Below are 15,081 nucleotides of genomic sequence, written 5' to 3' on the forward strand. Positions count from 1 at the left end.
TCAGAAAAGCAATCCCTAATGCTTTTGCAGATGGGATACAGGGGATTGTAGTTTCCCCAGTAAAGGTAACACTTTCAAAGTAAAAGATATTTGTCTATATTTTTTACAACTATACAAGCTGCATCTAATGAAAACCAAAAATCACAGGGATTACTCAACCGTGAATTAATCTTGCTGACACATAAGATTCAGCTTGGTTATCGAGTGCGAGCTGTCTTAGATGACAACCGCGTCAGTGAATGGTCTCCAGTAATGGCAGTCGGTGCAACTACTGTCTCTGAATGAAATGGTACGATCAGCTTAAATCCCTGATATTACTGGTGCAAGGGGTGTAGGGTGTAGGGAAATTAAGAACAAGGCAGTTTTGTTTACACACCAAAAATTGACGGACTTTTAACACAAACCTGGAACCCTACCCCCCAACACCATGCCAAAGGAGGGGGGAAAACAAAAAACGGCGTTGCTGAATCAAAGTATGAAATGCTAAAATTACACTTCTTTTTCTTCGTACCTTTGAGCCTTTGCGCCTCTGGGCAAAACAAATTCATATTCTCAATCAGCAACGCCCAAAAAACGATTATTTTACAGAAATGGTGAGTGAAATCATAAACTGGGGAGTAAGTCAGAGAATAGTAACAGGAGATAGTTGGTATTCAGGAGTAGAAAACTAAAAATTTTTGAGAAACCAGAAACTGGGCTTTCTATAATGATATTTTTTGTCAATGTGTAAGTTCTAATATTGATCTTGGGAATTAACCTTAAGTTCGTAGATGGCGATCGCCTCATCTTTGCCTTTTACCTTCACAGCCTGATCTACCAACCTGAGAGAAAATGCTTCTGGATAGGATAAACTGCTAACTACCGACTCACTCAACAGAACCTGACGGTCATATTGCTTAGTTAATCCCTCAATGCGAGCAGCGACATTTACCGCATCACCGATGACTGTAGATTCAATGCGGGAAGTAAACCCTACCGTACCCATAACAACATTACCACGATGAATGCCGATGCCGACGGAGATTTTGGGTAACCCTGTTTGTGATCGCCGATCATTAAACTGATCCAAAGCCTGATGCATCAAAATCGCCGCTTTTAGTGCGCCATCAGTAGCAGCATCATCAAACAGCGCCATGATCGCATCACCGATATATTTATCAATAAACCCACCTGCTTGATCGATGGCTTGTCCCATACAAGCCAAGTAGTCATTCAAAAAGGTAAAAATTTCTATTGGTGCCATCACCTCAGACATTGAGGTATAGCCCCGAATATCGCAGAATAAGATTGTCATTCTCCGCATTGAAGCCACACCCACCTCAATGTTTTCCACACCTTGGGGAGCGATCGCTAGAATGAACTTATTCGGCACAAATCTCTCAAAAGCATCTAAAGTCTTTTGCAGCTTAGTAAACGATACCTGCAATGCCGCAGACATCTCATTAAATGAAGTCGCCAGTGCGCCAATCTCATCTCCACGGTGGTTAATTTCTGCACGATGCTGCAAATCTCCCCCAGCAATCTTGGCGGCACTCACCTGTAACCGCCCTATGGGATGACTCAGATGTTGTGCCAGAATATATGCAAACACCAAACCAACAACCAGCCCGACGATACCCACCATCAGGGCCTGATTCACCGCATTACCAACAGCCCGATCTATCCGTCCCAGGGACAGCCCAATTCGTAAGGTGCCAATTTTTTTACCAGATAGCAAGTGGATATCTGAAGCCGCTTCCATTACCCTTTCACCACGCTTGGCCCGCGTAGTTCCAGAAAACTGGATTTCTCGCAAGACAAATATCTCTTGAACACTAGATTTTTGCGACAAAGCTAGAGCTTTATTTGTCGCCTCCAAGGGCACAATATCAGGAATATGTTGGTTTTGAAACTCTCCTGGAGAAGCAGCAACGATCAGATTATCTTGGCGGGCATCAGACACAAGTACATAGACAAAATCTTCGTTTTCCTTCAGCATCATATCGATATTCAGGCGGATTTGACTCCAGTTTCCTTCGGCGAGTTCGTTTACATAGGAGTAACTCAACACTTTGGAAAAGAAGCTGGCTTCCCGCACTTTTTCCCGGTAATAAAGATTACTCTCACTTTTTGCCCAAACGGTAACTACTGCACCAACCAAGGCGAGAATTAATAGGGTTGTACTAGCCATGATTTGGGTGCGAATCGAACGAACGGTAAAAAATTTCATGGTTGTATTATTAACTCTTCGACGAAAGTGACCCATCGTATATTGCTGGTTTTAGTTTTACATTCAGAACTAAAAGCCAAAGTCACAGGGCCGCCAAGTTTTGCCGGGATAAGTTGTTTGTCTTCTCCCCATCTGGTTACTAAAAGGATTTCACACTCACGCAAGTCAGCGGCTGAAAAACTCATGGGGTTGGCGGTACTACGGTAAACTTGTGCCTTCCCTCGCACCACAACTTCTCCGAGGGTGGGCAGCTGGACACCAGCAAGGGACAAAACATCCCGCACACGCACCCCATGGAGTTTAACTTTGCCACTGGGCCAGCCAATGCGATAGCCAACAGTTTCCGTAAGAGTGACTTGGGGCAGCTGATCTAGGGCGGCTAAATTGAGTGTACGCTTCCCCACCCGCAACTGCACTTTTTCCGTACCTACTATCATGTTGCTGACGTAAAATGCCCAGAATGATTCATCATACTTTTGCTTTATTTCTGGATATTGTCTATAGGGAAACACTAAGTAAATCGGGCCACCTTGGTCGCGGTTAATTGGTTTGCCATTGTTAGCGATCGCTAAGATAATCGGGTAAGTTAGTAAATCTGCCAAGCTGACCGTTATCTGGTAAGCGTCATCAGAAAGAAAAGTGACCTCAGTTACATTTGATTGATGACCAAATTCTTTTAGCAGCTTTGATATTGGTAATCCACGGAAGTTAAAAACCTGATTTCGGTCGATGACATAATTGGGATCGGTTGTCTGCACATAGGTATTTGCTAAAACCCCTACCTGTTGCCAATTAAATTTTACAGATTTACCAGTCGCTGTTTCACCCTGAATAACCAAATTCGACTCCATCGGCTGGTTTTTTTTGGCGTTATCTGCCACAATTTCAGCATTGCGGGCGATCGCTTCATTGCGCCAGATTTCGAGTTGTTCCTCTGTCGGCTGGTTGGTACAACCTCCTAGGCAGATAATAGCTGTCACTAAGGGTAGTACAGGTAAATTTTTCCACACATCTGGTTGCAACCACATTCAAAAATACTTCTGAAAAAGCTGTACACAATAACGTAGATGTAGCACATCCGCTATTTTATTCACAGTAGTCTAGTACATTTTTATGCCTTGAAAAAAAAATGCCCCAGAAAAAACCTCACCATCGCAGGTTTTAGATATGATGGCAGCAAAATTAAAACGTCAGAATAGAAGACACAGGAGAAAAAGGTAATGGGTAAGAGTTTTCTCAATCCCCAGTCTCCAGTCAAGAATCTCTAGTAAATCAGGAGTTTACTAACAGTGGTATTACAAGTACAAAACAGCACCTACGAAGTTAAAACCCAAGAAATTGCTAAACAACTTTTGGGATTAACTCAAGAAAATCGCTCATTTTTTGCTTCTTTGCGCGATCAAATGCGCTGGGATGATAAATTGCTAGCTTGGGCAATGAGTAATCCCGGATTGCGGGTACAGTTATTTCGCTTTATCGATACTTTACCTGCTTTACACAGTAAATCAGAAGTTGCCGCCCATTTACAAGAATATCTGGGAGATGAGTCTGTAGAACTACCCGCAGCCTTGAAGGGAATGTTAAACTTTGCTAACCCCGATTCCATGCCGGGACAAGTGGCAGCGACAACTGTAGGGACAGCTGTAGAAACCCTGGCCCATAAATATATTTCTGGGGAAAATATTAAACAAGTCATCAAAACAGTTGAACGACTGCGGAAAGAAAAAATGGCTTTCACCATCGATTTACTCGGTGAAGCGGTGATTACAGAAGCTGAGGCCCAGTCTTATCTAGAACGTTACATGGAATTAATGCAACAATTGGTGGCAGCATCCAAGAGTTGGACAACAATTCCGGCTATTGACGAAGCAGATGGTGAACAAATCCCCAAGGTTCAGGTTTCTGTGAAGTTAACGGCTTTTTATTCTCAATTTGACCCTTTAGATGCTAAAGGTAGTGAGGAGCGAGTTGGCGATCGCATTCGCACTCTGTTACGTCGTGCTCAGGAATTAGGTGCAGCTGTACATTTTGATATGGAACAGTACGCTTACAAAGACATCACTCTCAGCATTCTCAAAAAACTGCTGCTAGAACCAGAGTTTCGCCAACGCACAGATGTAGGCGTTACCATCCAAGCATATCTGCGTGACAGCGAGCAAGATGCCAAAGACGTAATTTCTTGGTTGAAACAGCGTGGAAATCCATTAACAATTCGCTTGGTGAAAGGTGCATACTGGGATCAAGAAACCATTAAAGCCGCACAGAAACATTGGCCACAGCCAGTTTACAACGACAAAGCGGCAACAGATGCCAATTTTGAAGCGATAACTCAGTTGTTGCTAGAAAATCACCAATATGTCTATGCTGCCATTGGTAGTCATAATGTGCGATCGCATTCTCGCGCTATGGCGATCGCTGAAAGTTTAAATGTCCCCCGTCGTTGTTTTGAAATGCAAGTCCTCTACGGCATGGGTGATAAAGTTGCCAAAGCTTTAGTTGACAAGGGTTATCGTGTCCGCGTTTACTGTCCCTATGGTGAATTATTACCGGGAATGGCTTATCTAATTCGCCGTTTGTTGGAAAATACGGCTAATAGTTCTTTCATTCGCCAAAATCTGGAAAATCGACCTGTTGAGGAGTTGATAGCGGCACCGATTGTGGATTTGTCTCACGCAGAGTCGCAGAGTCGCAGAGAGGAAGATGTGAGTTTTGTGGCTGCTGCGGATACGGATTATGCTGTGGAGGAGGTGAGAAGGAAATCTGCTCAAGCTTTTGAAAGTGTTCGTCGGCAATTGGGGAAAACTTATTTACCTTTAATTAATGGGGAATATGTTAATACTGAGAATTTTGTCGATTCTCTCAACCCGTCGAATTTTAGCGAGGTAATTGGGAAGGTTGGATTAATCAGTGTGGAACAAGGGGAAGCGGCGATGCAAGCGGCTAAAGCGGCTTTTCCTGGTTGGCGTAAAACTCCTGTGAAAGAACGGGCGGGGATTTTGCGGCAGGCTGCTGATTTGATGGAACTACGCCGCGCTGAACTTTCGGCTTGGATAGTTTTGGAGGTTGGGAAACCAGTTAAGGAAGCAGACGGGGAAGTTTCAGAGGCGATAGATTTTTGTCGCTACTACGCCTCGGAAATGGAACGGTTGGATAAAGGTGTAAATTACGATGTTTCTGGGGAAACTAATCGTTATATCTACCAGCCACGGGGAATTGCTGTGGTAATTTCTCCTTGGAATTTCCCTTTAGCGATCGCTTGTGGAATGACGGTTGCCGCAATAGTAGCGGGTAATTGTACTTTGCTCAAACCTGCGGAAACATCTTCGGTGATTACTGCCAAGCTTACAGAAATTTTGATTGAGGCAGGTATACCTCAAGGGGTATTTCAATATGTCCCCGGTAAGGGTTCTCAAGTCGGTGCTTACTTGGTAAATCATCCAGAAACTCATGTCATTGCTTTTACGGGTTCTCAGGAAGTTGGCTGTAGAATCTACGCAGAAGCGGCAATAGTTAAACCTGGTCAAAAGCACATGAAGCGGGTGATTGCCGAGATGGGTGGCAAGAATGGCATTATTATTGATGAAAGTGCTGATTTAGACCAAGCTGTAATTGGGGTGGTACAGTCGGCTTTTGGTTACAGCGGACAAAAATGTTCTGCTGCTGCCAGGGTGATTGTGCTGGAGCCAGTATATGATGCCTTTGTGCAGCGGTTGGTAGAAGCAACAAAATCTCTCAATATTGGGGAAGCAGAGTTACCGAGTACCCAAGTCGGCCCGGTGATTGATGCTCCGGCACGCGATCGCATTCTTGAGTATATTGAGAAGGGGAAAGCAGAAGCAGAAGTGGCACTGGAATTACCCGCACCTGAACAGGGATATTTTATCGGCCCAGTCATCTTTAGTGAAGTACCGCCCAATGGCATAATTGCCCAACAAGAGATATTTGGCCCAGTGCTAGCCGTAATTCGTGTAAAAGGCTTTCAAGAAGCTTTGCAAGTCGCCAACGGTACTAATTACGCCTTAACTGGCGGACTTTACTCCCGCACTCCTTCTCATATTCAACAGGCGGAACAAGACTTTGAAGTGGGGAACTTGTACATTAATCGTACCATCACTGGTGCGATCGTCGCTCGGCAACCTTTTGGCGGATTTAAACTTTCCGGTGTCGGTTCTAAAGCCGGTGGCCCTGATTACCTGCTACAGTTCCTCGAACCGCGCACGGTGACAGAAAACATCCAGCGTCAAGGTTTTGCACCAATTGAGGGTGCAGATTAAACATTGCTTGACTCTAGTCCGGGGAGTGATTTATGCACTCCCTTTTTTGTAATCTGTCAATATTAGGACTTACGCACAAATCTCTCAAATGTATCCTTTGCATCCTCTGTGGTAGCCTACGGTACGTCCTTCAGTCTACATTTTTCCGTTATTTGTGGGTAAGTCCTGAATAGAAAAATCAAAAGACTTAATCACTGTCTTGCTGGTCTAACCAAGTCACTAAATCACCTATTTCTGAAAAGTCTAGTAATGCTTCTGCTAAATCATCTAACTTTTCAATTGATAACATTCTAATTTTATCAATCAATAAAGAATTTATTTCACCAAAACGGCGATTAAGCTGGCGGATAATTGTACGTTGCTCACCCCGTTGCTCACCCCGTTGTTCACCCTTCTGCAAAATATCCTGATAAATTACTGATTCTTGCATAATTTCCTCGCTTAACAATTGACGAATTAAATCTTTACCAAACCTCAAGCCTGCTAAAATCTCTGTGTAAGCTGCAATATCCTGTTTAGTGTCTCTATCCGAAATTCTAGCAACATTCTGGGAAACCTGCGATAATAAGCTTTGGGGTGAATTTGTTCGCGTTAATGGTGCTAAGGGCAATAATGCCAGATTATCGAGAAATAAGTCTGAATCTTGTTCCCACATCCGAATAACGCGATAGCGGTGAGTCGTTGTCTCATTAAGATATTCTTCGGTAAAAGCGATTTCGTTATTTGTTTCTTGTAAGAAAATCACTACTTGGGTGACGGGAACTTTATATTGACGTATCAACCTCACCGAGTAATCCAACATCCGCAAAGGAACAGGAGTTTTAGACGTTGCTTCGGTTTGGAATTCAATATGTAAAATCCGATTTTCTGTTTGCAAGAAGGTGACAAAATCAGCGCGAATTGGTTCGATACTTAATTCAGTTTTTAATACTTTGATGTTTTGCGGTTCCTCAGTTAGCAACCAACGGGCAAAATCAAGTGGATATTTTTCAGCTAATATTTTACAAACGTTGTCAAAACTCACAGGTTTATCAAAATATATATCACAATTATTATAAAATTTAATGGTAAAAGTGGGAATGCAAGAGTTAATATTATAAATCTTGTGGGGTGGGCAGAAAAGCCCGCCCTTGTGTACCTCAGTCCAATAAAACGTGCAGTATTTTTGATCTTATTTTGGACACTCTGGTAAACTTTTGCCAGCGTAATTACAATCAAAATAGATTAAAGCTTCTCTACTAGATGCAAAGCTCCGAGTTGTAGAGTCTGGATCATTATTTGGATCTGCCTTATCAGACCAAATTTTCAAGTAGTAATAACTGCCATCATCACTAGACCATAATTCATAACGGTAATCACCGCCTGCTCCCTGACTCGTTAGGTAATCAGCTAGTGCTGTATTTGATAGAGATAGAAGGGTAAATATAGTCAAAATTGGAATTATAGCTATTTTCAACATCTGGGTGACTTTCATAGATACAGCAAGAATTAGGTTAGTCTCAATCGTAACCTGATTGCGTATTTATGTCTAGATAAGCTGTATTAGTTACCTCTTAAAACTTGGGAACTCATATCCTGCTCAAATTTTCTCAGAGACATTCTCTAAAAACATCACACCCATCCAACGAAGTAAATCGAGAAAATCGCCCCGTACACTCCCCTAAAGAAAGATAACCCAGAGGTGGAACTTTGCCACAATAGAGGAGATATCAGCGCTTTAAGGAGGTGGAGAAATGACAGATGGCGGTGTGAGAATTGTGTCTTTGATTCCCGGTGGCACAGAGATTTTAGCTAACTTAGGGCTGATTGATGCTATCGTTGGGCGATCGCATGAATGCGACTATCCCCCAGAAGTTAAAAATCTGCCTATTTGTACCCAAGCCCGCTTAGACAGCAACGCATCTAGCAGCGATATTGACGCTGATGTAAACAGTTTATTGCAATCGGCGCTGAGTATTTATCAAATCAAAACAGATGTTTTAGAGCAATTGCAGCCTACCCACATTCTCACTCAAGACCAGTGTGATGTCTGTGCAGTCAGTTTCAAAGAAGTTGAAAAGGCTGTAGCTACTCTCACCCACTCCTCACCCCAAATTATTTCCTTACAACCCAATATTCTCCAGGATGTTTGGGCTGATATTGAGCGAGTCGGCAAAGTCTTTGGGGTAGACTCAGTAAAGGTACTAGAGAACTTAGAAGCCCGTGTTCAAATTTGTCAGCGAAGAGTCCAAGGACTTTCGTTAGCAGAACTGCCCAAAGTCGTTTGCATTGAGTGGACTAATCCTTTAATGGCCGCTGCCAACTGGATTCCCGAATTAGTCAACTTAGCAGGTGGACAGTCAATGTTTTGCGTTGCAGGTCAGCCATCACCTCATTTACAGTGGGATACATTAATCACCAGCAATCCTGATGTAATTATTTTTATGCCCTGCGGTTTTAATTTACATCGCACTCGCCAAGAAGCCCAGATACTAACTAACATTCCAGAGTGGCAAAAACTCCATGCTACCCAAACAGGTAGAGTTTTCGTTACTGATGGCAATGCTTACTTCAATCGTCCAGGCCCACGACTGGTAGATTCTTTGGAAATTTTAGCAGAAATTTTGCATCCCGAAATTTTTGACTATGGCTACAAAGGCGTAGGCTGGGAACCGCTTTAAGCTAAACTAGATGCCATTAAACAAGGCGACGGGCAATGTTAGTGAGCCATTCAATCAACGGTCTTAAAGTGCCTGGTAATGCTGCCTCACTGACAGTGACTGTATGCTGTTGCCCCTGATCTTCCACAGTCAACTTATACTGAAAGCGATCGCTTTGGGGATTAGGGTTGGGAATTAATTCTGGTAGTTTAAAAAAATTGGCAACTTCCACCAGTCGGGGCAATACATCGGCTTCCTGTGGTGGGAGAGTAGCTGTGTCAACAGTGGTAATCTTACTAATACCAGCAAAGCCGCCCGTGCGTTCAAAGGAAATTCGCATTTTTTTGTTCGCCCTTTTGCTGTTGATGGCAGAAATACAAAAACTGGGAAATAGAAGCTTCTGTTCCCCAGTCTAGCAATAAAATCTAATCTAGATTACACCCACCTGTCGCCAAGCATTTTCCACCGCTGTCTTTTCTGGGCTTTCAATGCCGTAGAGTTCCCCAGCAACTTTAATAGTTGTCTCGGCAGCTGTTTTAAAGTCTGATTTATCGCGCAGGCGATCGCGCAAACTCACATACCAAATTTTACCAGCTTTCTCCCAGGCATAGCCGCCCATCTCCACCGCCGCTAAGTAAAAAGCATGGTTAGGGATACCTGAGTTAATATGCACCCCACCATTATCTTGATCACCCATATACTTGTCTTTCATGTGTGCTGGTTGGGGATCTTTACCCATTACCGGGTCATCATAAGCTGTTCCTGGTGCTTTCAAAGAACGAATACCAACACCCTTGACATGAGGTGCTAACATACCCTCACCCATAATCCAGTCTGCCTCCAGGGCAGTTTCATTTTGTACCCGCTGTTTGACTAAAATCCCAAAGATATCAGCAAAAGACTCATTCAGTGCTCCTGATTCGCCGTTATACTCTAAAGCCGCTTCATATTGGGTAATTCCATGAGTTAGTTCATGGGCAACGATATCAATGCATTTAGTGAACCGTTGAAATATGTTGCCGTCGCCATCACCATAAACCATCTGGTCGCCATTCCAAAAGGCGTTGTCATAATTAACCCCAAAATGCACCGTAGAATCTAAACGCAGCCCCTTATCATCAATAGAATTGCGCTCAAACACCTCATAAAATAAGTCATAAGTAGCACCTGTAGCGTCATAAGCCTCATTGACTGCGATATCGGTAGTGGGTGGTTCGCCCTCACTACGCACCAATACACCAGGTAAGTTCTGGGTGCGTTTAGCATCGTAGATAGTGCGGCGCTTGACTCCAGGGGAAGGGGCAAAGAAGAAATTGCCAACAGCATTCCGCCGTCCCCGCAGTTGTGCAGAAATATTTAACGTCTCAAAAGCCCAATTACGTTGATGAGATTCCCCATTGATAGCAATACTTTCCAGCAAGTGGGGCGGGATGATACAACAAATCGGGCATCTAGCATTTGGTAGAGATTGAGAATGCAACCCTGATAATTTTTTCTTTTTTCGCGCCATCCGAAAATATTCTCCTTTAGAAACTAAGTAATGGCAAATAGTCCTTTTAACTCCCCTGGAGAAAGGAGCCGAAATACAACTGCAAACAGACTTTTCCTGGTTTCTATTCTCCAGGAAATTCCTTATTCTATAGTGTAAAAAAAAATCTGTAGTGAGAGGACAGCACCCTCATCTGTTACTTTAATGTGGCAACATTCATCAAATTAGCTAGTGCCTTTGGATTTGGATAAAATCGCCAACGTCCTCTGTCATCTGGGGCTGACTCGACTCCCAAGTCCCTGATATTCCACCTGTAAGGCAGCTACAGAAACCGAAATCAAGGGGAAAATTGCGCATAGAAGACGCCATTAAGGGCAGCGCTGGTGCTTCCTTAAGACCTATCGCCACAGCTAGCGGAATGGACAACTCCACACCTGAGTGGCGAAGAGCTAGTCAGGGTCAAAATTTTCTCCTAATTTAATCAATTTGAATAAAACTTGCTTCTGAACACACACTGATGCAGTTTCATTTGCTTGAATAGCTATATTAAGAGGACGGAAACTTACAATTCCTAATTATGGCTACTAAACTCATTGATGTTAGGGAATATACTGTCAGAGCGCATAAAAGACAGATTCAAACCCGTATTTTTCACTTTGTCTGTAAACAGTGCAATGAGGCTACAAAACGCGAAACTTTCGGCCCTCGACCTTTATATTGCGAGAGTTGTCGCCCTCCTCAAGCACCCAAAAGATCACCACAGGAATCTAAAAAAGCTAGACCTAGAGCAATGACTTACAAGAGTGATACCGATTTAGGTTGATAAAAACTTTATGAAACCAAAGGGACAATTAGAGTTACCTCCAGACTCATTCATTTCTCCATTGTTGGAATTACGAGACTATTATGTTCGTCTTGTGGAAGAACACGAACGTCTATTTATACAGGCGCGATCGCAACTTGAACATGTAGAAGCCTTGTTGTCTAACTGGTATGAAGCAAATGGCAATCAAAAGCTTTCCCGACTGGAGGCGGTTAATGGGGGGAACCGCACTGCTGCCGACAAAGGGCCGCTGTTGCTGCTGTCGCCTGATAGCATCTCTGACATTGATATGGTGGATTCTCTAGAGTCTGAAGTTGGAGACTCAGACGACTTGGAGATGGATAATTCCACCTCTGTTACTGAAGTGGAAGAGTTCCAACTGCCAATTAGATCCCCAGAAAGTCACGATAACTCCATCAAGGGGCCAGAAGTTCCCATGTTACTCCAGTATCAAGCTCTCAGTCGGATGGAGGCTATCAAAAAGCTATTGCAAGACTATATGGGGAGTGTATGCCATATAGATTTCATTGTGCGATCGCTTTATGGAGAGTTAGAACCATATCTCTTCAAAGTAGTCAAAGGTAGAGTCCAATCCTCCCTCACTCAGGGTAGAGAAAGAGGCGTCTGGGAAGCTATTCCCTATGAGCCAGGTTGTTACACTCTGGATTTAAGTATGGTAAACCCAACTAACGGCAATGGCACTTCTATGGGTGTCAAACCCAAAAAAAAGAAACCTTACCTACTGCCAAAGTCGAAAACAGTCCCATTGCTCAGAGCTTTTGAAGGTCTATTTTTGATTGATGCCATTACCTCTTTTTTAGAGCAAAATCCAGGAATAGTTTTCAGCGTGGCGGAAATAGTCATGGGAATTTATGGAGAACTTGATTCTCAGCAACTGAGAGAGGTCAAAAACAAGGTACTGAATGAATTATCTCGAGGTCATCGTACAGGGAGATTCTCTAGAGTACCTGACAAAATCGGATTTTACCAATATTAGATTTTAGATTTTGAATTTTAGATTGAAGATATTGATACCAAGTTGTTTTTCCATATTAGTCACTGCGGGATTTGGTAAGCAATTTAAAATTCAAAATAAAAATCTAATCTTCGCAACTATTTAGTACAGCATGGCGGAAATCAACATACCATTCAAAATAGGCGCAAATCTGAATTCATAAGTTTTTTGTGCCTCTTTTCAAAGAGCCAAGGGCAAAGCCTCCCATCAGGGATCAGCTAACATGTAGCGTGCCTCAGGCATATTTTGAATGGGCTAATTTTGAATTCCGCGCAGCGGTACTAGTGCATCCAGCATCCCCTTACCAATCTTCAACACTCTGCTAATAAAATAATAGTCTGTATAGACGTTAATACTTATAGCAGTGGCCAAGGCGAGGCGGTTAGGACATTCTGAAAAGCTCAAACTCAGTAATGACAAGGGTTTTAGTATTGCCTTAATTTTTTAAAAAAATATGTTTTTTGGCATCAATAGTAATCACACCTTCTTGTTGTAACTTGCCCAACAATCTTGTAATTGTGACTCTAGTAGTGCAGCAAGCGCTAGCAATATCTTCATGAGTCAAGCGAGCATTGAGGCGAGTGCCCCCCGGCACAGCTTGACCAACTTGCTGTTTCAAAAGCTCTAATAGATGGTGTAACCGATCTTGTACCCGCCGCCTACCAGAAATGACTAAAAAAGATTCTGTCTGCTGTAACCGCTGATTTATTTTGGGTAAAAGAATTTGGCTCAGACCAGGAGATGCTGTAATCTCTGTTATGTAAATTGAAACTAACTCGACATCTGCCAGAGCTATCGCTTGATAAATGGGTAAAGATGTCATACTAGACCCAAAAACCATTTTTTCTGCTGCCAAACCTATCAGCACTTCTTCCCCCGTTTCACAAAAAGTACTTAACTTGACCAAACCCTGACAAACATACCAAATTAACAGTGGATTCAGGGGAATAGTTTCTCCTTTAGAATATTTATGCACAGGACGATTTTGACTGAAGTCGCTTTCATTATTAACTACCCCCGATGCTAGTCGCTGACGCTCAGAAATGTCTCGTAGCAACCAGCGTAGAGCAGCCGGTTTACCATAGGGATTACGAACAACAGCCACTGTCAAAGCAGCATCAAATATCTCACCGTGACGTTGCTGCAAGCGTGCTAATATCTCTCTGACCCGATCTGATTCAGATAGTTGGATGAGTTCGCTATAAAAGCGCTGGCGTTCGTCTAGATGGATAAAGTTAATTATTGGTTTGCCAACCAAAAAATGCTTGGAAACATTGAGCAACTCAGCTGCGGCTCGGTTAGCTTCTTGGATGATTCCTTGTGCATTAGTTACTAAATAGCCGTCTGGAGCAAACTCGAATAAATCCTGATAGCGTTGGCGCTCTGCTTCAAGCAAATTGCGCGTTTGTATAAGTTCCTCATTTTGCTGATACAGTTCCTCCGCCGCTAACTGCACCATTCTAGAGGTATTATAAAGTTCTTTAAAAGCTTCCGGCAACAGATCCGACGGAATCCAAGGTAATACACTAGCCGTTTGGTACAAATCTGCTAAACGCTTGTGCAATGCTTCTGCACGTTGGATAAATTGTTCTAAATTCACCTTAAAATACCGCTACTTAGTTGCAGAGGTTGAGCAAAAAAAGTCTACCACGTAAATCCTGGGACAATTTACAGCATGCTGAAGCTGCCAAGTAATCTCTAAAAAGAGACATTTATTTCACAGTTTGGGCAATTTGTGCCCTCCCAATATCTATGTGATTTAGTAGTTTAAACTACTATATTGCAATTCTAGCCATAAAGACTCCCATAGTACACATTGATAATTTTTCTTTGCAGATATTTGCCTCAAAAGAGTGGGTAGTTTGTGGCTAAAGATTACAGCCATCTACAGTAGGAAAAGTTGGAGAATGGAGTCAAGAGTTAATTTATTAAATAATTAAGTATGCGAAAAGAAATCAAACTATGTTAAGTTTTGTAAAAAAATTGAAATTAGCTCGTGGTGAGCGGCTCTCAGCCCTACCTTAACCTTCGCCTAGAGTTTCCCTAAGACTCAGCAGGACTCACGAGCAAAATTATTGTAGCTGTGGTGGTAGAAATCGCTCTGATGGCGCTAAAAGTCCTTCTGGCTAGAAAGTCCGCTTTTGAGTTTGATAACGGGTGAGAAGCTCATCGTAGAAGTTAATTTCAATTCCCTAAGTTTGGATGCAAACATAAAAAAGGCTTGACTTAAGCAAGCCTTTCTCTATACCAAGCATTTACTACACCAAGATTAATTTAGACCGATTCTCGCTATAGTTCATCTTCCTATAGGCTGTGTCCAAATATTCTCAAAACTGATAGTCCCTTATATGGTTACATTTAAAAAAAAGGTTTGGTCGCGAACCAAACCTCGATAATTGCTGTGCTTAACAACGTACTAAATAAATTTAGTTCTACTCGGCTCATAGATCATCTTCCTATAGGATGTGTCCAAATACCCTCAAAACTGATAAGGGGTTACTAGTCGAAGTGATTAAAAAGACGATGACCTTCTGTATAAAAATTCCTCAGTAATACTTCTAAAGTAAGAAAAAGCCTAGGCAAGGAATCAAATCTTTATGTATAGTAGATGTTAATCATACTTACTTCTGTT

At 42.6% G+C, this 15,081-nt stretch carries 12 protein-coding genes; 5 read left to right on the top strand and 7 right to left on the bottom strand.

Annotation, left to right across the window (positions count from 1 at the left end; translation table 11 throughout):
- Positions 1 to 90: 90 nt before the first annotated feature.
- Positions 91 to 285, top strand: a complete 195-nt coding sequence (locus tag H6G32_RS21760) for a hypothetical protein (RefSeq protein WP_190462106.1) — start codon at positions 91 to 93, stop codon at positions 283 to 285.
- 448 nt (positions 286 to 733) lie between these two features.
- Here the strand turns inward: H6G32_RS21760 and H6G32_RS21765 are convergent, their stop codons facing one another.
- Complete coding sequence (locus H6G32_RS21765; RefSeq protein WP_190462054.1) at positions 734 to 2,209, bottom strand: adenylate/guanylate cyclase domain-containing protein; 1,476 nt, start codon at positions 2,207 to 2,209, stop codon at positions 734 to 736.
- Positions 2,206 to 3,237: a molybdopterin-dependent oxidoreductase gene (locus tag H6G32_RS21770; RefSeq protein ID WP_190462056.1), complete on the bottom strand. Its 1,032-nt coding sequence runs from the start codon at positions 3,235 to 3,237 to the stop codon at positions 2,206 to 2,208. Before H6G32_RS21770 ends, H6G32_RS21765 begins: the two co-directional genes overlap by 4 nt.
- A gap of 261 nt (positions 3,238 to 3,498) precedes the next feature.
- Here H6G32_RS21770 and pruA point away from each other — a divergent pair, with 261 nt between their 5' ends.
- A complete protein-coding gene (gene pruA / locus H6G32_RS21775; protein ID WP_190462058.1) occupies positions 3,499 to 6,483 on the top strand; it encodes an L-glutamate gamma-semialdehyde dehydrogenase in 2,985 nt (994 codons plus the stop codon).
- Positions 6,484 to 6,670: 187 nt separating this feature from the next.
- On the opposite strand, the gene H6G32_RS21780 is transcribed toward pruA, so the two are convergent.
- Both H6G32_RS21780 and H6G32_RS21785 read right to left on the bottom strand, forming a co-directional pair.
- A complete protein-coding gene (locus H6G32_RS21780; protein ID WP_190462060.1) occupies positions 6,671 to 7,507 on the bottom strand; it encodes a DUF4351 domain-containing protein in 837 nt (278 codons plus the stop codon).
- A 147-nt stretch (positions 7,508 to 7,654) separates the two neighbouring features.
- Positions 7,655 to 7,942, bottom strand: coding sequence for a hypothetical protein (locus H6G32_RS21785; protein WP_242046682.1), 288 nt, complete (start codon positions 7,940 to 7,942; stop codon positions 7,655 to 7,657).
- A 274-nt stretch (positions 7,943 to 8,216) separates the two neighbouring features.
- Here H6G32_RS21785 and H6G32_RS21790 point away from each other — a divergent pair, with 274 nt between their 5' ends.
- Positions 8,217 to 9,143 (top strand): cobalamin-binding protein, encoded by a 927-nt coding sequence (locus tag H6G32_RS21790; RefSeq protein ID WP_190462064.1) that lies wholly within the window; start codon positions 8,217 to 8,219, stop codon positions 9,141 to 9,143.
- A gap of 16 nt (positions 9,144 to 9,159) precedes the next feature.
- Here the strand turns inward: H6G32_RS21790 and H6G32_RS21795 are convergent, their stop codons facing one another.
- Together H6G32_RS21795 and H6G32_RS21800 are read right to left on the bottom strand one after the other, a co-directional pair.
- Positions 9,160 to 9,462 carry a protealysin inhibitor emfourin gene (locus H6G32_RS21795; protein WP_190462066.1) on the bottom strand — a complete coding sequence of 101 codons (303 nt, stop codon included), beginning with the start codon at positions 9,460 to 9,462 and terminating at the stop codon, positions 9,160 to 9,162.
- 90 nt (positions 9,463 to 9,552) lie between these two features.
- The gene (locus tag H6G32_RS21800) at positions 9,553 to 10,632 is read right to left on the bottom strand and encodes a M4 family metallopeptidase (RefSeq protein WP_190462068.1); all 1,080 of its coding nucleotides are present in this window, start codon (positions 10,630 to 10,632) and stop codon (positions 9,553 to 9,555) included.
- A 556-nt stretch (positions 10,633 to 11,188) separates the two neighbouring features.
- Here H6G32_RS21800 and H6G32_RS26900 point away from each other — a divergent pair.
- Both H6G32_RS26900 and H6G32_RS21805 read left to right on the top strand, forming a co-directional pair.
- Entirely contained in the window at positions 11,189 to 11,434 is a 246-nt protein-coding gene (locus tag H6G32_RS26900; RefSeq protein WP_242046683.1) for a hypothetical protein, read from the top strand.
- Positions 11,435 to 11,444: 10 nt separating this feature from the next.
- On the top strand, positions 11,445 to 12,431 hold the full coding sequence (locus H6G32_RS21805) for a hypothetical protein (RefSeq protein WP_190462070.1): 987 nt from the start codon (positions 11,445 to 11,447) through the stop codon (positions 12,429 to 12,431).
- A 454-nt stretch (positions 12,432 to 12,885) separates the two neighbouring features.
- Here H6G32_RS21805 and H6G32_RS21810 read toward each other — a convergent pair whose 3' ends face one another.
- Positions 12,886 to 14,049 carry a PAS domain S-box protein gene (locus tag H6G32_RS21810; protein WP_190462072.1) on the bottom strand — a complete coding sequence of 388 codons (1,164 nt, stop codon included), beginning with the start codon at positions 14,047 to 14,049 and terminating at the stop codon, positions 12,886 to 12,888.
- Positions 14,050 to 15,081 lie beyond the last annotated feature (1,032 nt).

Origin of the sequence: Cylindrospermum sp. FACHB-282 (assembly GCF_014697195.1) — a bacterium.
Taxonomy (GTDB): Bacteria; Cyanobacteriota; Cyanobacteriia; order Cyanobacteriales; family Nostocaceae; genus Cylindrospermum.

Excerpts from the sequence above, each read along its gene's own strand:
- H6G32_RS21790 (WP_190462064.1), top strand. The coding sequence starts at position 8,217 with ATGACAGATGGCGGTGTGAGAATTGTGTCTTTGATTCCCGGTGGCACA.
- H6G32_RS21795 (WP_190462066.1), bottom strand. The coding sequence starts at position 9,462 with ATGCGAATTTCCTTTGAACGCACGGGCGGCTTTGCTGGTATTAGTAAG.
- H6G32_RS21765 (WP_190462054.1), bottom strand. The coding sequence starts at position 2,209 with ATGAAATTTTTTACCGTTCGTTCGATTCGCACCCAAATCATGGCTAGT.
- H6G32_RS26900 (WP_242046683.1), top strand. The coding sequence starts at position 11,189 with ATGGCTACTAAACTCATTGATGTTAGGGAATATACTGTCAGAGCGCAT.
- H6G32_RS21785 (WP_242046682.1), bottom strand. The coding sequence starts at position 7,942 with ATGTTGAAAATAGCTATAATTCCAATTTTGACTATATTTACCCTTCTA.
- H6G32_RS21800 (WP_190462068.1), bottom strand. The coding sequence starts at position 10,632 with ATGGCGCGAAAAAAGAAAAAATTATCAGGGTTGCATTCTCAATCTCTA.
- H6G32_RS21805 (WP_190462070.1), top strand. The coding sequence starts at position 11,445 with ATGAAACCAAAGGGACAATTAGAGTTACCTCCAGACTCATTCATTTCT.
- H6G32_RS21770 (WP_190462056.1), bottom strand. The coding sequence starts at position 3,237 with ATGTGGTTGCAACCAGATGTGTGGAAAAATTTACCTGTACTACCCTTA.